Below are 21,126 nucleotides of genomic sequence, written 5' to 3' on the forward strand. Positions count from 1 at the left end.
TTCCCCAGGCGGCATGATTAACAGTGAAAACGGTTAGTCGTTGATACGCGGATGCTGCTGCACCAGACGCGACCGTTTTGCCTGCAGATCGGCGATCTCCTGATCGATATCTTCGATTTTTTGCTCGATGTTATCGTAGTGCTCGCCAAGGATTTCTTTCGCTTCCTGGATATCCGACGCCGCCGGGGTCGCCCCTTTCAGCGGACGGTTAGCCGTCTCTTTCATCGACAGGCCCGTCGCCATACCCACCACCGCGATAACCATCAGGTAGTACGCCGGCATCATCAGGTTTTGGGTGGTCTCCACCAGCCACGCCGCCAGGGTTGGCGTCAGACCGGCAATCAGCACCGAGATGTTAAAGGCGCTGGCCAGGGCGCTGAAGCGGATGTGCGTCGGGAACATCGCCGGCAGCGAGGAGGCCATCACCCCGATAAAGCAGTTCAGCACCACCGCCAGCAGCAGCAGGCCGGCGAAGATCAGGCTAGTCACGTTGCTGTTGATCATAATGAAGGCCGGGATCGACAGGGCAAACAGCGCCACGCTACCAATCAGGATAAACGGGCGACGGCCGAAACGGTCGCTGAGCATACCGATAACCGGCTGTACAAACAGCATCCCGACCATGATAGCGATGATGATCAGCACTCCATGATCTTCCGAGTAGTGCAGGTTATGCGACAGATAGCTCGGCATGTAGGTCAGCAGCATGTAGTAAGTCACGTTGGTGGAAATCACCAGACCGATACAGGTCAGCAGACTACGCCAGTGCTTGGTGGCAATCTCTTTAAAAGAGACCTTCGGCCCGTCCTGCAGTCCTTCACGGTCGCCCTGCTCCATGGTGTCAACATGCTGCTGGAACGCCGGCGTCTCTTCCAGCGCATGGCGCAGGTAGAGACCAATGATACCTAACGGTAGCGCCAGGAAGAACGGGATACGCCAACCCCAGTCGAGAAAGTTCTGTTCACCCACCACGCTGGAGATGAGAACCACCACGCCGGCCCCCATCACAAACCCGGCGATGGAGCCAAAGTCCAGCCAGCTGCCCATAAAGCCGCGCTTGCGGTCAGGAGAGTATTCCGCGACGAAGATCGACGCCCCGGTATATTCACCGCCAACCGAGAAGCCTTGCGCCATTTTACACAGCAGCAGCAGGATCGGCGCCCAGATACCTATCGTGGCATACGACGGAATAAGGCCGATACAGAAAGTACTTATCGACATGATCACGATAGTTATCGCGAGAATTTTTTGCCGACCATATTTATCGCCCAGCATCCCGAAGAACAGGCCGCCTAACGGACGAATTAAAAATGGTACGGAGAAGGTACCCAGCGCGGCAATCATCTGCACGCTTGGGTTGGCATCGGGGAAGAAGACTTTACCTAAGGCGTAGGCCACAAAGCCGTAGACGCCGAAATCGAACCACTCCATCGCGTTGCCCAGGGAGGCCGCGGTGATCGCCTTTTTCAGTTTACCATCATCGATGATGGTCACATCCTTAAGGGTGATGGGCTTTATTTTTTTCCTTTTAAGCATATTTTTCCTCTGCTACTCCGCCTTGAGTGCACGCCTCTTCGCCGAATGGCAAGGCCATTCGCATCGTGCGTCAGGAGCGGTGAATTGCTGTGCTCCTCATTTCAAGCGTAGCAGGTTTGCCTGCACTGTCTGCTGACAGAATGTACAACCGAACCTGTTGACGCCTGCTCTGGCTACTGGTGAATAAATGGAGCGGCTCATCGTGATGCTTGATGAAATTGACCTGCTCCCCTTTTTTACCCTAACAGTGTTTATATCTGCGATCAACTTCACAGAAATTTACCGCCTCATTACAGAGTGTCGGAAAATAAATAAGTTCATTTCCTGCCGATCGCGCGGAAATTATTTCGTCGATTTTGCTCCACTTCGGGCGGTTAATTTCAGCGTTTATTCACTTCTTTCCGGAATAACACCACGGCTATTTTTTAGCAAAAAAACACCCGACAAAAGTGGGTGATTGCGCTATAATCATACCCACTTTCGGCTCTCAGCCGCTGTTTAAAGGACCAACATCCTGTTTTTCGACGACATCATGAGGAGCGTCATGCAACTGCCACACTGCCCAAAATGCGATTCGACTTACACTTATGAAGATAGCGGCATGTACATCTGCCCGGAATGTGCCCATGAGTGGAACCCTGCCGAGGCGACGGAAGAGAGCGACATTCTGATCGTTAAAGATGCCAATGGCAATTTACTGGCCGATGGCGACAGCGTTACCGTCGTGAAAGATCTGAAGGTTAAAGGCAGCTCTTCGATGCTGAAAATCGGCACCAAAGTGAAAAATATCCGTCTGGTCGAAGGCGATCACAATATTGACTGCAAAATTGACGGTTTTGGTCCGATGAAGCTCAAATCGGAATTTGTGAAAAAGAACTGATTTAATTTCGGGTAGGCGGCGCGATTATTTTTTCACATAACCGTCGCCGCTCCCGATATCCTGGTGGCCGTTTGTCCCCCGGCGCATCCTGTTATTTCCCTCGCCGGCAACCGCTATTTACGCTGTCGCCTGCCGTCATATTTCAGCGCCCCTTTTCGCCCTGCCGTCTGGCTCAATCGCCTGCCGGGCGACTACGCTTTACGGGTTACGGTCACTGAGGTATTCACCATGTCCTTAAGTCCCTACCTTGCCTTTGCGGGCAACTGCGCCGAGGCGATCGCCTTCTACCAGCAGACGCTGGGCGCAGAGCTGATGTTTAAAATGACCTTTGGCGAAATGCCGCCCCCGGCGCAGGAAGCGTCAGACGGCTGCCCGTCTGGCCAGAAGATGGAGGATGATGCTATCGCCCACGCCAGCCTGCGCATCAATAATGGCGAGCTGATGCTGAGCGACAGCGCCTTCGGGCCCGATGTGCATTACGCCGGCTTCACCCTCGTCCTCGATCCCAGCGATGTCGCTGAAGGCCAGCGCTGGTTCGACGCGCTGGCTGTCGGCGGGCGCATTGAGATGGCCTGGCAGGAAACCTTCTGGGCCCACGGCTTCGGCAAAGTCGTCGACCGCTTTGGCGTCCCCTGGATGATCAACGTGGTCAAACAAGGCTGACGCCCCCAGGGCGGCCCGGCCGCCCTGTCATCCGCCTGGCATCAACTCTTCATCCTTTAGTCATCGTCACTTAACCGAAATGCAACATAAACCGGTCAGGATCGGCCCACAACGCGAGGAAGCTCCTCGCCTATGCTGTGTGAGGCTTGATGACTATGCACCTGTCCAGACATCCGACCAGTTACCCCACGCGCTATCAGGAAATCGCCGCCCGACTTGAGCAGGAGCTGCGCCATCACTATCGCTGCGGCGACTATCTGCCCGCCGAGCAGCAGCTGGCGACGCGCTTCGACGTTAACCGCCACACCCTGCGCCGGGCTATCGACCAGCTGGTTGAGCGCGGCTGGGTTCAGCGCCGTCAGGGCGTGGGTGTGCTGGTGCTGATGCGCCCCATCGACTACCCGCTTAACGCCCAGGCGCGCTTCAGCCAAAACCTGCTGGAACAAGGCAGCGATCCCACCAGCGAAAAGCTGCTATCGGTGCTGCGCCCCGCCAGCGCCCATGTCGCCGAAGCCTTTGGCATCAATGAGGGCGAGAACGTGATCCACCTGCGTACCCTGCGCCGGGTCAATGGCGTCGCCCTGTGCCTGATCGACCACTACTTCGCCGACCTGCGCTTCTGGCCGGTGCTACAGACCTTCAGCCACGGCTCGCTGCACGATCTGCTACGCGATCGGCTCGACGTCGAACTGACCCGCGTACGCACCAAAATCAGCGCCCGCCGCGCGCAGGCAAAAGAGAGCAAGCTGCTGGAAATCCCCAATATGGCGCCGCTGCTCTGCGTCCGCACGCTCAATAGCCGCGAGGGCGAGTCGCTCACGGCGGAGTACTCCGTCAGCCTGACCCGCGCCGACATGATTGAATTTACCATGGAGCACTGAATGCACTTCGATACCGCCACCCGCCAGCGCTGGATGTCCGTGCTGGCCCACAGTGAACCGCAGGACCTTCTGGCGCGCATGCAGTCCCTGCAGCTGGCGCCGGAATATGAATTGATTCGCACCCCGGAAACCGGGCTGGTACAGCTCCAGGCCCGCATGGGCGGTATCGGCGACCGCTTCTTTGCCGGCGACGCCACCCTTACCCGCGCAGCGGTACGCCTGGCTGACGGTACCCTCGGTTACAGCTGGATCTTAGGCCGCGACCGCCCGCACGCTGAACGCTGCGCGGCGATCGACGCCCTGCTGCAGTCGCCCCGCCATTTTCACACCTTAATGGAAACCCTGATAACCCCGCTGGAAGCGCTACGCAGCGCGCGCATTGAAGCCCGACGCGCCGAAGTCAACGCCAGCCGGGTCGACTTCTTTACCCTGGTTCGCGGAGATAACGCATGACCTTACAACCCGCTTTTACCCTGGCTGTGCAGGATGCCCAACACAGTTTTCGTCGCCTGCTGAAAGCGATGAGCGAGCCGGGGGTGATTGTCTCCCTGCAGCAGCTTCAGCACGGCTGGCAGCCATTGAACGTGGCCTCCACCAGCCTGCTGTTGACCCTTGCCGATCATGAAACACCGGTCTGGCTCGCCAGCGCTCTGCGTAACGATCTGGTGGGACAGAATCTGCGCTTTCATACCGGCGCGCCGCTGGTGGACCAGCCGCAGCAGGCGGTTTTTGCCATCGCCAATGACGGCATCAGCGCCGAGCAGCTCAACGTCCTTTCCGCTGGCACCGTCACCGCGCCGGAAACCGGCGTCACACTGATCGTTCAGCTTGCCAGCCTCAGCGGCGGACGCATGCTGCGCCTGACCGGGGCAGGCATTGCCGAAGAGCGAATGATCGCGCCGCAGCTGCCGGACTGCATCATCGACGAATTAACCGAACGCCCGCATCCGTTCCCGCTGGGCATCGACCTGATCCTCACCTGCGGCGAGCGCCTGCTGGCGATCCCGCGCACCACCCACGTGGAGGTGTGCTAAATGTACGTTGCCGTCAAGGGCGGCGAGAAGGCGATCCGCGCCGCTCACGCCTTACAGGAACAGAAACGACGGGGCGATGGACGGCTTCCCGAACTGAGCGTCGAACAGATAGGCGACCAGCTCAGCCTGGCGGTGGACCGGGTGATGACCGAGGGCGGCATCGCCGACCGCGAACTGGCGGCGCTGGCGCTGAAGCAGGCCAGCGGCGATAACGTCGAAGCAATATTTCTGCTGCGCGCCTACCGCACCACCCTGCCGCGGCTGGCGGTCAGCGAACCGATTAATACCGCGGAGATGCGCCTCGAACGCCGCATCTCCGCAGTGTATAAAGATATCCCCGGCGGCCAGCTGCTGGGCCCCACTTACGACTACACCCACCGCCTGCTCGATTTTACCCTGCTGGCCAACGGCGAAGCGCCGTCTGTGCAGCAAGCCGATGGCGAAGCAGAGCCGACGCCGCACGTCTTTAGCCTGCTCACGCAGCAGGGGCTGGCGAAGACCGAGGAAGATCGCGGCACGCCGCCCGACGATATCACCCGCACCCCGCCGGTCTACCCCTGCTCGCGTTCCTCGCGCCTGCAGCAGCTGATGCGCGGCGATGAAGGCTACCTGCTGGCGCTGGCCTATTCGACCCAGCGCGGCTATGGCCGCAACCATCCGTTTGCCGGCGAGATCCGCAGCGGCTACGTGCAGGTGGAAATCGTCCCGGAAGAGCTGGGCTTTAGCGTCAATATTGGCGAGCTGCTGCTGACCGAGTGCGAGATGGTTAATGGCTTCGTCGCCCCGCAGGAGGAGCCGCCGCACTTCACCCGCGGCTACGGCCTGACCTTCGGCATGAGCGAGCGCAAAGCGATGGCCATGGCGCTGGTCGACCGTGCGCTGCAGGCGCCGGACTATGACGAAGAGATTGCCGGCCCGGCGCAGGATGAAGAGTTTGTGCTGGCTCACGCCGATAACGTCGAAGCGGCCGGCTTCGTCTCGCATCTGAAGCTACCGCACTATGTCGATTTCCAGGCCGAACTGGCGCTGCTGAAACGCCTGCAACGGGAGAACGAACGTGGCTAACCCACTGACTGGCTATAACTTTGCTTACCTCGACGAGCAAACCAAGCGCATGATCCGCCGGGCTATTCTCAAAGCGGTAGCGATTCCCGGCTACCAGGTGCCGTTCGGCGGGCGCGAAATGCCAATGCCCTACGGCTGGGGCACCGGCGGCATCCAGCTGACCGCCAGCGTCATCGGTGAGAATGACGTGCTGAAGGTGATTGACCAGGGCGCGGATGACACCACCAACGCGGTGTCGATTCGTCAGTTCTTTAAGCGCGTCACCGGCGTCGCCACCACCGAGCGTACCGAAGACGCCACCCTGATCCAGACCCGCCACCGGATCCCGGAGACGCCGCTGGTGGAAGATCAGATCCTGATCTACCAGGTGCCGATCCCGGAGCCACTGCGCTTTATCGAGCCGCGTGAAACCGAAACCCGCACCATGCACGCCCTGGAAGAGTACGGCGTCATGCAGGTGAAACTGTATGAAGATATCGCCCGCTTCGGCCATATCGCCACCACCTACGCCTATCCGGTGAAGGTCAATGGCCGCTACGTGATGGACCCTTCGCCGATCCCGAAATTCGATAACCCGAAAATGCACATGATGCCGGCGCTGCAGCTGTTCGGCGCCGGGCGCGAAAAGCGGATCTACGCCGTGCCGCCCTATACCCCGGTGGAGAGTCTCGATTTCGACGACCATCCCTTTACCGTGCAGGAGTGGGATGAGCCCTGCGCCATCTGCGGCTCGCGCCACAGCTACCTCGACGAAGTGGTGCTGGATGACAGCGGCCAGCGGATGTTTGTCTGCTCCGATACCGACTATTGCCGCCAGCAGAGCGAGGGGCAGAAAAAATGAACCAGCCATTACTTGCTGTGAATAACCTGACCCATCTCTACGCCCCGGATAAAGGTTTTCGCGATGTCTCCTTCGAGCTGTGGCCGGGAGAAGTGCTCGGCATCGTCGGCGAGTCCGGCTCCGGTAAAACCACCCTGCTGAAGGCAATCTCCGCCCGCCTGACGCCGCAGCAGGGCGAGGTGCTGTACCAGCAGCGCTCGCTGTACGCCATGAGCGAAGCCGAACGCCGACGCCTGTTGCGCACCGAATGGGGCGTAGTGCATCAGCACCCGATGGACGGTCTGCGTCGCCAGGTCTCCGCCGGGGGCAACATCGGCGAACGGCTAATGGCCACCGGCGCCCGCCACTACGGCAACATTCGCGCCACCGCCGAAAAGTGGCTGCAGGAGGTGGAGATCCCGCCCTCGCGCATCGACGACCTGCCCACCACCTTCTCCGGCGGCATGCAGCAGCGTCTGCAGATCGCCCGCAATCTGGTCACCCAGCCGAAGCTGGTGTTTATGGATGAACCCACCGGCGGGCTGGATGTGTCCGTGCAGGCGCGGCTGCTAGACCTGCTGCGTGGCCTGGCGGTGGAGCTGAATCTGGCGGTGGTGATTGTTACCCACGATCTCGGCGTCGCTCGCCTGCTGGCGAACCGTCTGCTGGTGATGAAGCAGGGCCAGGTGGTGGAGAGTGGCTTAACCGACCGGGTGCTCGACGATCCGCACCATCCTTACACCCAGCTGCTGGTGTCGTCGGTGTTGCAGAATTGATGCTGTTTTGCCGGGTGGCGGCTGCGCCTTACCCGGCCCACAGGTGCGTTATTCGTAGGTCGGGTAAGCGAAGCGCCACCCGGCAACTCAACCCCGTGAGAGCTAACATGATCCGCGTTGAAAACGTCCTTAAAACCTTTGTTCTGCACCAGCAGCACGGCGTGCGTCTGCCGGTGCTGGCCGACGCCTCGCTGACCGTTAACGTCGGGGAGTGCGTGGTGCTCCACGGTCACTCCGGCAGCGGCAAATCGACCCTGCTGCGTTCGCTGTACGCCAATTATCTGCCGGACAGCGGCCATATCCATATCCGCCACGGCGACGAATGGGTGGACCTGGTCACCGCCACCCCACGCAAGGTGCTGGAAGTGCGCAAAACCACCATCGGCTGGGTCAGCCAGTTTCTACGGGTGATCCCGCGCATTTCGGCGCTGGAGGTGGTGATGCAGCCGCTGCTCGATCTTGGGACGCCGCGCGAAGCGAGCGCCGCCAAAGCCGCCCAGCTCCTGACCCGCCTCAACGTTCCGGAACGCCTGTGGCACCTTGCGCCGTCCACCTTTTCCGGCGGCGAGCAGCAGCGGGTCAACATCGCCCGCGGTTTTGCGGTCGACTATCCGATCCTGCTCCTTGATGAACCCACCGCCTCACTGGATGGCAAAAACAGTGCTGCCGTGGTCAACCTGATCCACGATGCCAAAGCGCGCGGCGCGGCCATCGTGGGGATTTTCCATGACGAAGGGGTACGCCGTCAGGTCGCCGACCGACTGCACTCTATGGGAATGACAGCATGATTATCAATAACGTAAAACTGGTTCTCGACGACGAGGTGGTCCACGGTTCGCTGGAAGTCCATGACGGTCGCATCCTCGCCTTCGCCGAAAGCCAGAGCCGGCTGCCGCAGGCGCTGGATGGGGAAGACGGCTGGCTGCTGCCGGGCCTTATCGAGCTGCATACCGATAACCTCGACAAGTTCTTTACCCCGCGGCCGAAGGTAGACTGGCCGGCCCACTCGGCGATGAGCAGCCATGACGCCATGATGGTCGCCAGCGGCATCACCACCGTGCTGGACGCCGTGGCGATTGGCGACGTGCGCGATGGCGGCGATCGTCTTGAGAATCTGGAGAAGATGGTCAATGCCGTGGAGGAGACGCAAAAGCGCGGTCTCAACCGCGCCGAACACCGCCTGCACCTGCGCTGCGAGCTGCCGCATCACACCACGCTGCCGCTGTTTGAAAAGCTGATCGATCGCGAGTCGGTGAGCATGGTCTCTCTGATGGACCACTCGCCGGGCCAGCGTCAGTACGCCGATCGCAGCAAGTACCGCGATTATTATCAGGGCAAATATCATCTGACGCATGACGAAATGGACCGTTTTGAAGCCGAGCAGATGGCTCTGGCCGCCACCTGGTCGCAGCCCAATCGCCAGACCATCGCCGCCATGTGCCGCGCCCGCCGTATCGCCCTCGCCAGCCACGACGACGCCACCGAAGCGCATGTGGCCGAATCCCACCAGCTAGGGAGCGTGATCGCCGAGTTTCCCACCACGCTGGCCGCGGCGCAGGCTTCACGTCAGCACGGGATGCACGTCCTGATGGGGGCGCCGAATATCGTGCGCGGCGGTTCCCACTCCGGCAACGTCGCCGCCCACCAGCTGGCGAGCCACGGTTTGCTGGACATCCTCTCATCTGACTATTACCCCGCCAGCCTGCTGGATGCCGCTTTCCGCATCGCCGACGCCGAGGACAATGCCTTCACCCTGCCACAGGCGATCCGTCTGGTCAGTCAGCATCCGGCGCAGGCGCTGGGCCTTGACGATCGCGGCGTCATCGCCGAGGGGAAACGCGCCGACCTGGTGCTGGCGCACCGTCGCGGCGAACATATCCAGATCGACCATGTCTGGCGCCAGGGAAAGAGGGTCTTTTAATGCCAGGAAAACTGATTTGGCTGGTTGGCCCCTCCGGCTCCGGTAAAGATAGCCTGCTGGCGGCGCTGCGCCAGCGCGAGCACCCGCAGCTGCTGGTGGCCCATCGTTACATAACCCGCCCGTTTAACGCGGGCAGCGAGAATCATATCGCCCTCAGCGAACATGAGTTTTTTACCCGCGCCGAGCAGCATCTTTTTGCTCTCAGCTGGCACGCCAACAATACTTACTATGGCATTGGCGTGGAGATCGACCTCTGGCTGCACGCCGGCTTTGACGTGGTGGCCAACGGCTCCCGCGCCCATCTGGCGCTGGCCCGGGAACGCTACGGCGAGGTGCTGGTGCCGATCTGTCTCGCCGTCTCGCCGCCGGTGCTGCGCCAGCGGCTGGAGCAGCGCGGCCGGGAAAACGCGCTGGAAATCGCCCAGCGTCTGGAACGCGCCGCGCGCTATAAGCCGGACAACTGCCTGACATTGAATAACGACGGCAGTCTCCGACAATCGGTCGATGAATTTTTCCGCCTGCTTCGCAGCCACGCGGCGCGCGAAGCGGATCAACTGGTATAAACAAAAGGTGACACGATGAGCCTGACCCTCCGCTTAACCGGCACCGGCGGCGCTCAGCTGGTGCCGGTCTTCGGCTGCGACTGCGCGGCCTGCCGCCGCGCACGCCGCGAGGAGAGCCACCGACGCCGCCCCTGTAGCGGAGTGGTCACGTTCAACAGCGCCGTGACGCTGCTCGATGCCGGACGACCGGATCTGATGGAGCATCATCCCGCCGGCAGCTTTCAACAGGTGCTGCTGACCCACTACCATCTGGATCATGTGCAGGGGCTGTTTCCGCTGCGCTGGGGAGTCGGCGCGTCGATTCCGGTCTATGGCCCGCCGGATGACGCCGGCTGCGACGATCTGCTCAAACACCCCGGTCTGCTTGACTTTAGCCATACCGTCACGCCGTTTGTGATGTTTAACCTGCAGGGGCTGCGGGTGACGCCCCTACCCCTTAATCACTCGAAGCTGACCTTTGGTTATCTGCTGGAGTCGGCCCACAGCCGGCTGGCCTGGCTCTCGGATACCGCCGGGCTGCCGGACAAGACGCTGAAGTTTTTGCTCAATAACCGCCCGCAGGCGATGATCATCGACTGCAGTCATGAGCCGCGCGCGCAGACCCCGCGTAACCATAACGATCTAAACACCGTCCGCAGCCTTAACCAGGTCATTGGCTGTCCGCGGGTGATCCTCACCCATATCAGCCACCAGTTTGACGTCTGGATGATGGATAACCCGCTGCCGACAGGTTTCGAAGCGGGCTATGACGGGATGGAAATAGCGCTGGATTAAGCGCTGGCCTGCGGGGGGCGATCAGTAGCTATCATCCAGCCGACGCTGGTCGCTTTCTAACTGACGACGATCGCGGTCGAGCTGACGCTGGCGTTCATCCAGCTGGCGGCGGCGCTCGTCCAGCTGGCGTTGCCGCTCGTCATACTGGCGCTGACTGTCACGGCTCTGCTGACGGCTCCCCTGATAGCGCCCGTCATCATACCGGCCATCGTCATCGTATCTGTCGTCGTCATCGGAGCGACTGCTGCCCGGGTTATAGGCGTCGTTAATGGCTTGCTGAATATTGCCGATCGCGTCATCGATAATATCGGCGCGAGCGGCCAGGCTGGTCAGCGACAGAGTGCAAAAGAGCAGTGCGGTTGCGTAACGTTTCATCGGGGCCAATCTCATCAGAGTCCTGCCGCTACCTTAATCAAGCGTACACCCCCCGAGTAGCGGAGGAATCTCAAATCCTCGCGTACGCCGCGCTCAGCGCCTGCGCCAGCTGGGCGCGGGTAAACGGCTTACGCAGCCACTCAACCTCCGGCAGGGCCGGGTTCTGCGCTGGACGCAAATCCTGGCCGCTGATCAGCAGCACCGGCAGCGCCGGAAAGCGGCGTCGGGCGGTATGGATCACATCGGCGCCGCTCAGGGCGCCGGGCAGCATCAGATCGCTAATCAGCAGGGCAATATCCGGCGAGGCCTCCAGCAGCTGCAGCGCCTCTTCACCGCTGGCGGTTTCCAGCGTCAGCCAGCCCAGCTGATGCAGCTGTTCACATAGCGTCTGGCGGACATCCTCTTCATCTTCCAGCACCAGCGCCAGCCGCTCGCCCGCCGGGGACGGCTCGTCCACCGCTGGCGCCACCTCCTTCTCAACCTCGGTCAACGCTCGCGGCAGCTGCAGCCGCACCGTCGTCCCCTGCCCCGGCGCGCTCTCCAGCGCCACCCGGCCGCCAGACTGGCGCACAAAGCCATACACCATCGACAGCCCCAGGCCGCTGCCGCTGCCGGTGGCTTTGGTGGTGAAGAAAGGTTCAAACACCCGGGCTTTCACCGCCTGCGACATCCCGCTGCCATGATCGATCACCTCCAGGGCCACCATATCCTGCCGCTGGCCGCTGCTGCGGGTGACCCGCTGATTCCAGGTGCGTATTTTGATGACCCCGTCGCGCCCCGCCATGGCGTCGCGGGCGTTCATCACCAGATTGATCAGGGCGTTTTCCAGCTGGCCAACGTCTATCCATGCCGGCCACGCCGGCGACTGCGCCTCAATCTCCAGGCTTAAGGTCGCCGGCAGGGAGTGACGCATCAGCTCGCTGAGGTTCTCCAGTAGCGGCGCCATCGCCACCGCCTGGGGATGCAGCGCCTGCTTGCGCGAAAAGGCCAGCAGCCGCTGGGTCAGAAGCGCCCCACGCTCCGCCGCCTTCAGCGCCCTGGAGAGGCGCGGCGCATCGCGCGCATCCGGCTCCACCAGCTCAAGGCTGCCGATAATCACCGCCAGCAGGTTGTTAAAGTCATGCGCCAGACCTCCGGTCAGCTGGCCGACGGCCTTCATCTTCTGACTATGCAGCAGCGCCTCCTCCAGCTCCTGGCGCTTAATCCGATCGATCTCCATCTGGTTGGTCTTCTCTTTCAGCAGCCGGGTGGTGTGCTCCAGCGACGCCATATTGCGGGCGAAAACGTTAAAGGCCCGCGCCAGCTCCCCCAGCTCGTCGCGCCGCTGCAGGGCCGGCACCGAGACGTTCGGCTCTCCCTGAGCCAGCCGCGACATCGCCCGCGAGATGGCGGTCAGGTTCGAGCCGAGATTACGGTAGATGTACCACCCGGCGCAGCCGGTGATCGCCAGCGCCAGCAGCGCGGAAAGCAGAATAAACATACTGATGGAGCGCAGCTCCCGATGGCTCTGCGCCGCCCGCTGCTCTGAGGCTTCCGCCACCCGGGTCACGTACTGATTGATATCTTCGTTAAGCAACGCGACCAGCGCTTTGATGTGATACATGTACCAGCTGATCGTCAGGTCGCTCTCCTCCAGCTGGGCCGACAGCGGGGCCAGCGTCGCCAGTTCGCGGGTCACATCAGGGAGGACAAACGCCAGCGCGGGATCGGCGCTGCGTGTCGGCAGGGCGCCGCGCAGCTGGTCGAGTAGCAGGACGATCGACCGCGGCGTGACGGTATGGATCGCAGCCACGATCAGCCGGTCCATCTCGGCCAGCCGGCGCGGATCGATCGCCTTATCCCCGCCGCGATCGTTAAGATCGGCGAGATGGCGCAGGTTACTCTGATTCTGGTAAAGCGAACTCAGCAGCGCATTGCGCTGCAGATGGCGGCGCTGGCCGCGCTCCAGCATCTCCGCCACGCTCTGCTGCAGCGCGTTGCTGCGGCGAATAATATTGGCCACCCGCGCCTGCTCCTGCTGCGCCAGCGGGGCCGCCGCCAGCTGGGCCAGCGAGTGCTTCAGCGCCTGCTGCGTCGCCAGCAGCCGTTCCGCTTCGCTTTTGTACTCCAGCGCCCCCACCACCTGCGACAGGCGCACCGCCGCCGTGGCGACATTCGCCGTGTCCCGCGCCAGATCCATACTGCCGCGCATGTCGTTGAGAGTCTGGCGCTGCACCTGCTCCTGCAGCTGGCTGGCGTGGTGAAAGCCGAACACCGCCACGCCGCTGACCAACAGGGTGACCACGCCCATCAGCAGATTAAAGGAGAGCAGGCGGCCACGGGCGCTGGTGAAAAACGGGTGTCGGCGAGCGGTCATAACAACTCCGGTGAAGGATCGGTCGGCAGATAAGCGTGACGGTGCAGAAAATGACGCCGCGTAACTGTGATCGCGGTTAACTATTTATCACTATGACAAATATGAATGGATTCTGACATTCTGCATTTATTTTCCGGTGGTGGACTGCAGCTATTGTTCTTACAGACAGGAGCGCCGCGATGACCGCCATGCCGGTACTGGAAATGCGCCATATCGCCAAAGTTTTTGGCAAATTCTACGCGCTGAAGGGCGTCGACCTGACGGTCTGGCCCGGCGAGATCCATGCCCTGATGGGGGAGAACGGCGCCGGAAAAAGCACGCTGATGAAGATCCTCGCCGGCGCCTATACCGCCACCAGCGGCGAGATCCTGATCGACGGAAAACCGCAAACGATCCGCGGCCCCAAGGACGCGCTGGCCGCCGGGATCACATTGATCTACCAGGAGATGCAGCTGGCGCCGAACCTGACCGTCGCGGAAAACATTTTCCTCGGCAGCGAGCTGGCGCGCGGTGGTCTGGTGCAGCGCAAAGCCATGCTCAGCCAGGCGCAGGCGGTGATCGACCGTCTCGGCGCCCAGTTCAAAGCCAGCGACCGGGTGATGACCCTAACCATCGCCGAACAACAGCAGGTGGAGATCGCCCGCGCCCTGCACCGTCAAAGCCGCATTCTGGTGATGGATGAACCCACCGCCGCCCTCTCCTCGCGGGAAACCCAGCGCCTGTTCGAGCTCATCCTGCGCCTGCGCGATGAGGGGATGGCGATCATCTATATCAGCCACCGCATGGCGGAAGTGTATGAGCTCTCCGACCGGGTCAGCGTCCTGCGCGATGGGCAGTATGTCGGCAGCCTGGTGCGCGACAAGCTCAACGCGACGGAGCTGGTGCGCATGATGGTCGGTCGGCCGCTCAGCGATCTGTTCAATAAAGAACGGGACATTCCCCGCGGCCAGCCGCGCCTGCGGGTCGAGGATCTGACCGATGGCGGCAAGATTAAGCCCAGCAGCCTGGTGGTGCATGCCGGCGAAATCGTCGGCCTCGCCGGGCTGGTCGGCGCCGGGCGTTCCGAACTGGCGCAGCTGATCTTCGGGGTGCGCAAAGCCACCGCCGGGGTGATTGAGATCGACGGCGAGCCGGTGGTGATCCACTCGCCGCGGGAAGCCATCGACCTCGGGATCGGCTTTCTGACCGAAAACCGCAAAGAACAGGGGTTGTTTCTCGAACTGGCAGCCCAGGAAAACATCACCATGGCGACGCTGGAGCGCGACGCGACCTGGGGGATGCTCAACCGCCGGAAGGCGCAAACCATCTCCGATGACGCCATCCAGTTGCTTAACATCCGCGTGCCGCACGCCCAGGTGCGCGCCGGCGGACTGTCCGGCGGCAACCAGCAGAAGCTGTTAATTTCGCGCTGGGTGGCGATTGGCCCGCGCATTCTAATCCTCGATGAACCCACCCGCGGCGTCGACGTCGGCGCGAAAAGCGAAATTTACCGCATCATGAACGACATGGCGCGCCAGGGCGTCGCCATTCTGATGATCTCCAGCGAGCTGCCCGAAGTGGTGGGCATGAGCGACCGGGTCTATGTGATGCGCGAGGGCGTTATCGCCGGCGAGCTACAGGCCGGTGATATTAGCCAGGAAAGTATCATGACGCTGGCCACCGGCGTGACCGATTCTCACCTTAAGGCAGGGCAACTATGAGCATACCGAAAGAGACCTCCGCGCCGGTCGCGAAATCCGCTTCGGCGAAAAAAATGTTGATGGGCGACCTGATGCAGACCGTCGGCATTCTGCCGATACTCATCCTGATCGTCGCCGTTTTCGGCTTTATCGCCCCCAACTTTTTCACGGAAAGCAATCTGCTGAATATCACCCGCCAGGCCTCGATCAACATTGTGCTGGCGGCGGGAATGACCTTCATCATCCTCACCGGCGGCATTGACCTTTCCGTCGGCTCCATCCTTGGCACCACCGCAGTGGCCGCGATGGTGGTGTCGCTGATCCCGGCGTTTGCGTTGCTGTCGATTCCGGCGGCGCTGATGCTCGGCCTGCTGCTCGGCCTGTTCAACGGCGCGCTGGTCGCCTTCGCCGGGCTGCCGCCGTTTATCGTCACCCTCGGCACCTACACGGCGCTGCGCGGCGCCGCCTATCTGCTGGCCGACGGCACCACGGTGATCAACTCCGATATCAGCTTCGAGTGGATCGGCAATGACTACCTCGGCCCGGTGCCGTGGCTGGTAGTCATCGCCCTGGCGGTGATCGCGGTGTGCTGGTTTATCCTGCGCCGCACCACCCTTGGGGTGCATATCTACGCGGTGGGCGGCAACATGCAGGCGGCGCGGCTGACCGGCATCAAAGTCTGGCTGGTGCTGCTGTTTGTCTATGGCATGAGCGGCCTGCTCTCCGGCCTTGGCGGGGTGATGAGCGCTTCGCGGCTGTACAGCGCCAACGGCAACCTCGGCGTCGGCTACGAGCTGGACGCCATCGCCGCGGTCATTCTCGGCGGCACCAGCTTCGTCGGCGGTATCGGCACCATCACCGGTACGCTGGTGGGGGCGCTAATTATCGCCACCCTCAATAACGGCATGACCCTGATGGGGGTCTCCTACTTCTGGCAACTGGTGATCAAAGGGGCGGTGATCATCATTGCGGTGCTGATCGACAAATACCGTACCCGACATCATCAAAGTGCATAACAACAACATCTTACCTGCGAGGAAAAGCGAATGCGTTTAAAACCGATAGTCACCGCGCTGTGTGCTGGCGCGCTGCTGGCCGCCTCCCCTTTTGCGTCGGCCAAAGAGCTGAAAGCGATTGGCGTGACGGTGGGCGACCTTGCCAACCCGTTCTTTGTACAGATCACCAAAGGGGCGGAGCTGGAGGCCCGCAAGCTGGCGGGGGATAACGTCAAAGTGACGCTGGTCTCCAGCGGCTACGATCTGGGCCAGCAGGTGGCGCAGATCGATAACTTTATCGCCGCCAAAGTCGATATGATCATCCTCAACGCCGCCGATTCGAAAGGCATTGGCCCGGCGGTGAAGCGGGCCAAAGAGGCCGGGATCGTGGTGGTGGCGGTTGACGTCGCCGCCGAAGGGGCCGACGCCACCATCACCTCCGATAACACCCAGGCGGGCGAGCTGGCCTGTAAATACATTAGCGACCGCCTGAACAACAAAGGCAACGTGGTGATCATCAACGGGCCGCCGGTCTCCGCCGTACAAAACCGCGTCGAAGGCTGCGAAACGGAGTTCAAAAAACACCCGGACATTAAAATCCTCTCCGCCAACCAGAACGCCAAAGGCAGCCGGGAAGGCGGCCTGGAGGTGATGACCTCCCTGCTGGCGGCCAATCCGAAGATTGACGGCGTGTTCGCGATCAACGATCCGACGGCGATTGGTGCCGATCTGGCAGCGAAACAGGCGCAGCGCAGCGAGTTCTTCATCGTCGGCGTCGACGGCAGCCCGGACGGCGAAGAGGCGCTGAAGCGTAAGAACTCGCTGTTCGTCGCCACCCCAGCGCAGGACCCACAGGTGATGGCAGCGAAGGCGGTGGAGATTGGCTACGACATCCTGCAGGGCAAACCTGCGCCGACCGCGCCGGTACTGATCCCGGTGACGATGATCGACAAAAATAACGTCAGCTCTTACAAAGGCTGGACCGTGAAATAAGCGCAACCAGGCGCACAATCGTTCCGCCGATTGTGCGCTACGCTTAACGAATATGACGGCGCGGAGTAGCGATCATGGAACGGAAAGGCATTATTGCCGCAGGCAACATGCTGGTCGATCATGTCCACCAGATCAGGCAGTGGCCGGAGCGCGGCTGGCTGGTGGAAATTGTCCATAGCGAACGCGCCACCGGCGGCGCGCCGCTGAATGTCCTGCTGACCCTGGCCAAAATGCACGCCGGGCTGCCGCTGCAGGCGGTCGGCCTGATTGGCGAGGATAACGATGGCGACTACATCACCGCCATGCTCGATCAGTACCATATCAATCGCCAGCTCGTACAGCGCACCAGCTCCGCCCCCACCTCGATGACCCAGGTGATGACCGACGCCGAAGGCCAGCGCACTTTCTTTCACTCTCCCGGCGCCAACCGCCTGCTTGATCTCCCGGCTTTTGAGCCGCTGGATGCGCCGCTGAAAATTTTCCATCTCGGCTATCTGCTGCTGCTCGAAAGCCTCGATCGCCCCGATGAAGTGTACGGCACCCGCAGCGCGCGACTGCTGGCGCAGATGCGCGAGCGAGGCTATGAGGTGTCCCTCGATCTGGTGTCGCGCAAGGGCGACCCGCGCTACCGGCCGCTGGTCCTGCCGGCGCTGAAGCATCTTGACTACCTGACCATCAATGAACTGGAAGCCAGCGAGTTTAGCGGGCTGGAGATTCGTCTACCCAACGGCGAGCCGCACGTCGCCAATATCGCCCGCGCCGCCAGCGCATTGCTTGACGCCGGCGTACGCCAGCGGGTAGTGATCCATTGTCCGGAGGGGGCATGGGGCGTCTCCCGTACCGAAGCCGGGCGCTGGGTACCGTCATGGCGGCTACCGCCGGAGGAGATTATCGGCAGCGTCGGCGCGGGGGACGCCTTCTGCGCCGGTCTGCTGTATGGCAGTCACGAACGCTGGCCGTTAACCGCCAGTCTGCAGCTGGCTCACGCTTGCGCCCGCGCCAGCCTGCAGGCCGCCAATGCGATCGACGGCGCCAAAACGCTCCCTGAGCTGCAGACGTTTATACAATTGCAGAATGTTTAGATCGAGTAGATCCCGCTATCAGGGCGATGCCACAGGAGAACGGCGTGTCATGGCGAGAAAAGGGATACGGTTTATTCAAATCACGCCTGTTTTACGCTGAGTTCAACAAGGGCGGGCCAGGTAACTAACTGCGCCACTCGGCCAGCACCTTTTCCAGTTTATCTAATGACTCAGCGCGTTTTATCGCTGGCATCTGATGAATATTGCGCAATTTCCACTGCACGGCAGGCAAATCCTGAATACGCATTTCCGGCGCTAAACGCCAGTCTGGTTCGCCTCGTTTAAATGACAGTAAAAAATCGACATCCTGTTGTGTGAAACAGGATTTTAACGCAGCAATCATCCTGTTGGGGACTGCTGTCAGTTCCTCCAGGGCTATCGTCTCAAATGTCATCCCGCTGAATTCACGGTAAAAAGGTTCAGCAATATCTTTCCAGCGAGGATTCAGCACTTAAGCCAGAGGCCGATTATGGCTCAGTAAATACGCGATAAACCCATTGAAAATGGGACGGTCAAGCTCCTGCGCATCAAGAAGTAATTTCACGTCATAAAAATCTCTGGGATGCTGGCGATCCAGCGCCGCGCATAATTTTCCACCGTAGAGGTCAGGCAACGAAACCACTGGAAGGCTGGCATAGCCAAAAACGTCCTCTACCGCCCCCACCACTTCTCGCTCCTGTGGTGGATATAATGTTCCCCGGGCGACCGGTGAAACCTCTATCTTTATTTGCGCGCTATCGGTAGTAACAATGACACGCATCTCATCTGAACGATTAGCTTGTAATACAGCGCTCATACCTGCCTGTTGTTGCAGATTGGCGGCAATACGTGCAAGCGCATCCCGTATATGAGGTAAAGCGATGGCTCTGCTTTCCAGGGGCACCCAGGCGAGGTCGATATCCACCGATAATCGAGGGAAATCGCGGATAAAGAGATTGATGGCAGTGCCACCTTTCAGCGCAAATTCCCGTTCGACAGCAACATAGGGTAAAACCTGCATTAGCAGAGCAACCTGCCGATAATAAGGCGCCTGTATATCCATATTTTTTATTCCTTTTGAAAGCGTTCAGGCACTGTGATTTGGTATTGAGCATTGAACTTTCCATTTTCCACGATTTGCCGCTTGCCCGCTCCCAGATCGATTTTTTGGCTATCGATTCGTTTGAGCCAGCCATGCTCGTAAAAACTGGCGAAGAAGAGATACAAACGCTTGGCCTGCACGGACTGGCTGACGGAAAGAAGATACTCTACTTTACGAGGATTAAGATTAACCAGCCCCTGGAAAAGCTCTGCAGCGTGGTTAAATGAGAGGGTCCCCGGCACCGCGCTCAGCAACTCGTAAGCAGCCAGTTCTGGCGCACTGCCGATGAGTTTTTTCCCTTTTATATCAAGCGTTACACGGTATCTATCATCCAGCACCGGCAGTTTTTTCCCCGATATGACTATCCACTCCACACCCGGGAATTCCCTGAACCATTTCGGCAGCAGCGCTTTATTTTCCACACTAAGCCAGCACTGGTTTTGTTTTAGCTGTAGATAGTGTGAACGGCCCTGCCAGACTAAGCTACTGAGCCCCGCAACATACACCGGAGCGGCAAGCTGATTTTGCAAACATGCTAATGCATCGTTCCACTCCGGCTCACGTCCCGCACGCGCATATACGCCGTTGCCTCTTTTTTTTAACCAGCCACTTTGCGCGTATTTAAAGGCCAGAGAGGGAGAGATGGCATGCTGGCTTAACCAGGACTGAAGGATCACATCTCCGGGAGCGCTGTTTTGCAGCAGCCAGTTTAATTTTGTTGCCATAGATTAACCCAGAGTGTCACTTTAATAAAAAAAGTAAACTCCCTGCGCCAAATAAAGTCAACAGCGGGTTGGCAGCAAACCCGCCCTACGCCGCCTTCTCGCTGTGGGTCACGTCGGCGGAAAAGACATAGCCCAGACCGCGCAGGGTTTTAATCAACGTCGGCTGATGCGGGTTGAGCTCAATTTTGCGCCGCAGGCGCATGATCAGCACATCGATGGTCCGGTCGAATACCTCGGTGCTTTCGTTATGGGTCAGCGCCAGCAGCTGTTCGCGATTCAATACCCGGCGCGCGTTCTGCGCCAGCGCCAGCAGCAGGCCATATTCTCCCTGGGTCAGCGGGATCGCCTGCTGCTGCGGGTTATACAGTTCACAGCGCGTGGTATCCAGCCGCCAGCCGTTAAACGTCAGGCCAGCACCGGCGCCCGACGCCTCGCCGGCCAGCGCCCCGCTGCGTCGCAGTACCGCTTTCACCCGGGCGACCACCACCCGCGAGCTGAACGGTTTGGCGATGTAATCATCGGCGCCCATCTCCAGGCCCACCACCACATCAGACTCACTGCCCAGACCGGAGAGCATCACCACCGGCAGCTCAGGCCGCGTGCGCTGCAGCTGCTGGAGCACCTGCAGGCCATAGGTATCCGGCAGGATCATGTCCAGTAAGACCAGCGCAATATCCGCCCGCTGCGCCACCGTCGCCAGCGCGTCGTTGCCGGTCTGGCTGACAAGCACTTCAAACGCGTGCGCGCCGAGCACATCGCTGAGCAGCTCGCCCATTGCCCTGTCATCATCCACCACTAAAATGACTGGTTTCATTTTTGCCTCTGCCCGCCGGGAATTAGTGTCAGTCTGATCGATTCTGCAAGCCTGCGCCGACAAATTCCTCTCCCGGTGACATTTTTTCAAGCGCCGTCACATCTCCAGGGTAT

Annotated in this window: 22 protein-coding genes and 1 pseudogene; 17 read left to right on the top strand and 6 right to left on the bottom strand. The window is 60.6% G+C overall.

Going from position 1 to position 21,126, the window contains the following annotated elements:
• Positions 1 to 33 precede the first annotated feature (33 nt).
• On the bottom strand, positions 34 to 1,536 hold the full coding sequence (proP, locus tag IB144_RS24195; RefSeq protein WP_002885227.1) for a glycine betaine/L-proline transporter ProP: 1,503 nt from the start codon (positions 1,534 to 1,536) through the stop codon (positions 34 to 36).
• Between the two features lie 187 nt (positions 1,537 to 1,723).
• On the opposite strand from proP, the gene IB144_RS24200 reads away from it, so the two are divergent.
• The 13 genes from IB144_RS24200 to phnP all read left to right on the top strand — a co-directional run bounded on the left by IB144_RS24200 (position 1,724) and on the right by phnP (position 10,913).
• Positions 1,724 to 1,993 carry a hypothetical protein gene (locus tag IB144_RS24200; RefSeq protein ID WP_016831374.1) on the top strand — a complete coding sequence of 90 codons (270 nt, stop codon included), beginning with the start codon at positions 1,724 to 1,726 and terminating at the stop codon, positions 1,991 to 1,993.
• 87 nt (positions 1,994 to 2,080) lie between these two features.
• Complete coding sequence (locus IB144_RS24205; RefSeq protein WP_004177783.1) at positions 2,081 to 2,416, top strand: zinc ribbon domain-containing protein YjdM; 336 nt, start codon at positions 2,081 to 2,083, stop codon at positions 2,414 to 2,416.
• A 228-nt stretch (positions 2,417 to 2,644) separates the two neighbouring features.
• Positions 2,645 to 3,079: a VOC family metalloprotein YjdN gene (gene yjdN / locus IB144_RS24210; protein ID WP_012737181.1), complete on the top strand. Its 435-nt coding sequence runs from the start codon at positions 2,645 to 2,647 to the stop codon at positions 3,077 to 3,079.
• A gap of 155 nt (positions 3,080 to 3,234) precedes the next feature.
• Positions 3,235 to 3,960: a phosphonate metabolism transcriptional regulator PhnF gene (gene phnF / locus IB144_RS24215; protein ID WP_004177785.1), complete on the top strand. Its 726-nt coding sequence runs from the start codon at positions 3,235 to 3,237 to the stop codon at positions 3,958 to 3,960.
• Positions 3,961 to 4,413, top strand: coding sequence for a phosphonate C-P lyase system protein PhnG (gene phnG / locus IB144_RS24220; RefSeq protein ID WP_004210036.1), 453 nt, complete (start codon positions 3,961 to 3,963; stop codon positions 4,411 to 4,413).
• Positions 4,410 to 4,994 carry a phosphonate C-P lyase system protein PhnH gene (gene phnH / locus IB144_RS24225; RefSeq protein WP_004221970.1) on the top strand — a complete coding sequence of 195 codons (585 nt, stop codon included), beginning with the start codon at positions 4,410 to 4,412 and terminating at the stop codon, positions 4,992 to 4,994. Before phnG ends, phnH begins: the two co-directional genes overlap by 4 nt.
• A complete protein-coding gene (locus IB144_RS24230) occupies positions 4,995 to 6,059 on the top strand; it encodes a carbon-phosphorus lyase complex subunit PhnI (RefSeq protein ID WP_004177786.1) in 1,065 nt (354 codons plus the stop codon).
• Positions 6,052 to 6,900, top strand: coding sequence for an alpha-D-ribose 1-methylphosphonate 5-phosphate C-P-lyase PhnJ (locus IB144_RS24235; RefSeq protein ID WP_002885202.1), 849 nt, complete (start codon positions 6,052 to 6,054; stop codon positions 6,898 to 6,900). Before IB144_RS24230 ends, IB144_RS24235 begins: the two co-directional genes overlap by 8 nt.
• Positions 6,897 to 7,655 (top strand): phosphonate C-P lyase system protein PhnK, encoded by a 759-nt coding sequence (phnK, locus tag IB144_RS24240; RefSeq protein ID WP_004178305.1) that lies wholly within the window; start codon positions 6,897 to 6,899, stop codon positions 7,653 to 7,655. The genes IB144_RS24235 and phnK overlap by 4 nt, the downstream gene beginning before the upstream one ends.
• A gap of 107 nt (positions 7,656 to 7,762) precedes the next feature.
• Complete coding sequence (phnL, locus tag IB144_RS24245; protein WP_065888540.1) at positions 7,763 to 8,443, top strand: phosphonate C-P lyase system protein PhnL; 681 nt, start codon at positions 7,763 to 7,765, stop codon at positions 8,441 to 8,443.
• Positions 8,440 to 9,576 carry an alpha-D-ribose 1-methylphosphonate 5-triphosphate diphosphatase gene (phnM, locus tag IB144_RS24250; protein ID WP_004177788.1) on the top strand — a complete coding sequence of 379 codons (1,137 nt, stop codon included), beginning with the start codon at positions 8,440 to 8,442 and terminating at the stop codon, positions 9,574 to 9,576. Before phnL ends, phnM begins: the two co-directional genes overlap by 4 nt.
• On the top strand, positions 9,576 to 10,139 hold the full coding sequence (gene phnN, locus IB144_RS24255) for a ribose 1,5-bisphosphokinase (RefSeq protein WP_004151727.1): 564 nt from the start codon (positions 9,576 to 9,578) through the stop codon (positions 10,137 to 10,139). Before phnM ends, phnN begins: the two co-directional genes overlap by 1 nt.
• 15 nt (positions 10,140 to 10,154) lie before the next feature.
• Positions 10,155 to 10,913, top strand: coding sequence for a phosphonate metabolism protein PhnP (gene phnP, locus IB144_RS24260; RefSeq protein WP_004151728.1), 759 nt, complete (start codon positions 10,155 to 10,157; stop codon positions 10,911 to 10,913).
• A 21-nt stretch (positions 10,914 to 10,934) separates the two neighbouring features.
• Here the strand turns inward: phnP and yjdP are convergent, their stop codons facing one another.
• A complete protein-coding gene (gene yjdP, locus IB144_RS24265) occupies positions 10,935 to 11,288 on the bottom strand; it encodes a DDRRRQL repeat protein YjdP (protein ID WP_004151729.1) in 354 nt (117 codons plus the stop codon).
• 70 nt (positions 11,289 to 11,358) lie between these two features.
• Positions 11,359 to 13,644, bottom strand: coding sequence for an ATP-binding protein (locus IB144_RS24270; protein ID WP_032418185.1), 2,286 nt, complete (start codon positions 13,642 to 13,644; stop codon positions 11,359 to 11,361).
• Between the two features lie 179 nt (positions 13,645 to 13,823).
• Here IB144_RS24270 and IB144_RS24275 point away from each other — a divergent pair, with 179 nt between their 5' ends.
• The 4 genes from IB144_RS24275 (at position 13,824) to IB144_RS24290 (ending at position 18,393) form a co-directional block, all read left to right on the top strand.
• Positions 13,824 to 15,344 (top strand): sugar ABC transporter ATP-binding protein, encoded by a 1,521-nt coding sequence (locus IB144_RS24275; RefSeq protein ID WP_065888541.1) that lies wholly within the window; start codon positions 13,824 to 13,826, stop codon positions 15,342 to 15,344.
• Entirely contained in the window at positions 15,341 to 16,339 is a 999-nt protein-coding gene (locus IB144_RS24280) for a ribose ABC transporter permease (protein ID WP_002885172.1), read from the top strand. Before IB144_RS24275 ends, IB144_RS24280 begins: the two co-directional genes overlap by 4 nt.
• A 30-nt stretch (positions 16,340 to 16,369) precedes the next feature.
• Positions 16,370 to 17,311, top strand: coding sequence for an ABC transporter substrate-binding protein (locus IB144_RS24285; RefSeq protein ID WP_002885156.1), 942 nt, complete (start codon positions 16,370 to 16,372; stop codon positions 17,309 to 17,311).
• 74 nt (positions 17,312 to 17,385) lie between these two features.
• Positions 17,386 to 18,393 carry a carbohydrate kinase family protein gene (locus IB144_RS24290; protein WP_065888542.1) on the top strand — a complete coding sequence of 336 codons (1,008 nt, stop codon included), beginning with the start codon at positions 17,386 to 17,388 and terminating at the stop codon, positions 18,391 to 18,393.
• Positions 18,394 to 18,517: 124 nt separating this feature from the next.
• On the opposite strand, the pseudogene IB144_RS24295 reads toward IB144_RS24290, so the two are convergent.
• The 3 genes and pseudogenes from IB144_RS24295 to IB144_RS24305 all read right to left on the bottom strand — a co-directional run bounded on the left by IB144_RS24295 (position 18,518) and on the right by IB144_RS24305 (position 21,013).
• Positions 18,518 to 19,435: pseudogene (locus IB144_RS24295) on the bottom strand (nucleotidyl transferase AbiEii/AbiGii toxin family protein).
• A gap of 5 nt (positions 19,436 to 19,440) precedes the next feature.
• Complete coding sequence (locus IB144_RS24300) at positions 19,441 to 20,199, bottom strand: type IV toxin-antitoxin system AbiEi family antitoxin (RefSeq protein WP_004177809.1); 759 nt, start codon at positions 20,197 to 20,199, stop codon at positions 19,441 to 19,443.
• An 85-nt stretch (positions 20,200 to 20,284) separates the two neighbouring features.
• Positions 20,285 to 21,013 carry a response regulator transcription factor gene (locus IB144_RS24305; RefSeq protein ID WP_004177810.1) on the bottom strand — a complete coding sequence of 243 codons (729 nt, stop codon included), beginning with the start codon at positions 21,011 to 21,013 and terminating at the stop codon, positions 20,285 to 20,287.
• Between the last annotated feature and the right edge of the window lie 113 nt (positions 21,014 to 21,126).

Origin of the sequence: Klebsiella sp. K4, assembly GCF_014596785.2 — a bacterium.
Lineage (GTDB): Bacteria > Pseudomonadota > Gammaproteobacteria > Enterobacterales > Enterobacteriaceae > Klebsiella > Klebsiella pneumoniae.

Bases quoted from the DNA above. Each gene is read 5' to 3' on its own strand.
- phnG (WP_004210036.1), top strand. From the start codon at position 3,961: ATGCACTTCGATACCGCCACCCGCCAGCGCTGGATGTCCGTGCTGGCC.
- IB144_RS24285 (WP_002885156.1), top strand. From the start codon at position 16,370: ATGCGTTTAAAACCGATAGTCACCGCGCTGTGTGCTGGCGCGCTGCTG.
- IB144_RS24275 (WP_065888541.1), top strand. From the start codon at position 13,824: ATGACCGCCATGCCGGTACTGGAAATGCGCCATATCGCCAAAGTTTTT.
- phnH (WP_004221970.1), top strand. From the start codon at position 4,410: ATGACCTTACAACCCGCTTTTACCCTGGCTGTGCAGGATGCCCAACAC.
- phnN (WP_004151727.1), top strand. From the start codon at position 9,576: ATGCCAGGAAAACTGATTTGGCTGGTTGGCCCCTCCGGCTCCGGTAAA.
- phnF (WP_004177785.1), top strand. From the start codon at position 3,235: ATGCACCTGTCCAGACATCCGACCAGTTACCCCACGCGCTATCAGGAA.
- phnM (WP_004177788.1), top strand. From the start codon at position 8,440: ATGATTATCAATAACGTAAAACTGGTTCTCGACGACGAGGTGGTCCAC.
- IB144_RS24230 (WP_004177786.1), top strand. From the start codon at position 4,995: ATGTACGTTGCCGTCAAGGGCGGCGAGAAGGCGATCCGCGCCGCTCAC.
- IB144_RS24270 (WP_032418185.1), bottom strand. From the start codon at position 13,644: ATGACCGCTCGCCGACACCCGTTTTTCACCAGCGCCCGTGGCCGCCTG.
- IB144_RS24205 (WP_004177783.1), top strand. From the start codon at position 2,081: ATGCAACTGCCACACTGCCCAAAATGCGATTCGACTTACACTTATGAA.
- IB144_RS24300 (WP_004177809.1), bottom strand. From the start codon at position 20,199: ATGGCAACAAAATTAAACTGGCTGCTGCAAAACAGCGCTCCCGGAGAT.
- phnP (WP_004151728.1), top strand. From the start codon at position 10,155: ATGAGCCTGACCCTCCGCTTAACCGGCACCGGCGGCGCTCAGCTGGTG.
- phnK (WP_004178305.1), top strand. From the start codon at position 6,897: ATGAACCAGCCATTACTTGCTGTGAATAACCTGACCCATCTCTACGCC.
- yjdN (WP_012737181.1), top strand. From the start codon at position 2,645: ATGTCCTTAAGTCCCTACCTTGCCTTTGCGGGCAACTGCGCCGAGGCG.
- yjdP (WP_004151729.1), bottom strand. From the start codon at position 11,288: ATGAAACGTTACGCAACCGCACTGCTCTTTTGCACTCTGTCGCTGACC.
- IB144_RS24200 (WP_016831374.1), top strand. From the start codon at position 1,724: ATGGAGCGGCTCATCGTGATGCTTGATGAAATTGACCTGCTCCCCTTT.
- IB144_RS24290 (WP_065888542.1), top strand. From the start codon at position 17,386: ATGGAACGGAAAGGCATTATTGCCGCAGGCAACATGCTGGTCGATCAT.
- IB144_RS24280 (WP_002885172.1), top strand. From the start codon at position 15,341: ATGAGCATACCGAAAGAGACCTCCGCGCCGGTCGCGAAATCCGCTTCG.
- IB144_RS24305 (WP_004177810.1), bottom strand. From the start codon at position 21,013: ATGAAACCAGTCATTTTAGTGGTGGATGATGACAGGGCAATGGGCGAG.
- phnL (WP_065888540.1), top strand. From the start codon at position 7,763: ATGATCCGCGTTGAAAACGTCCTTAAAACCTTTGTTCTGCACCAGCAG.
- proP (WP_002885227.1), bottom strand. From the start codon at position 1,536: ATGCTTAAAAGGAAAAAAATAAAGCCCATCACCCTTAAGGATGTGACC.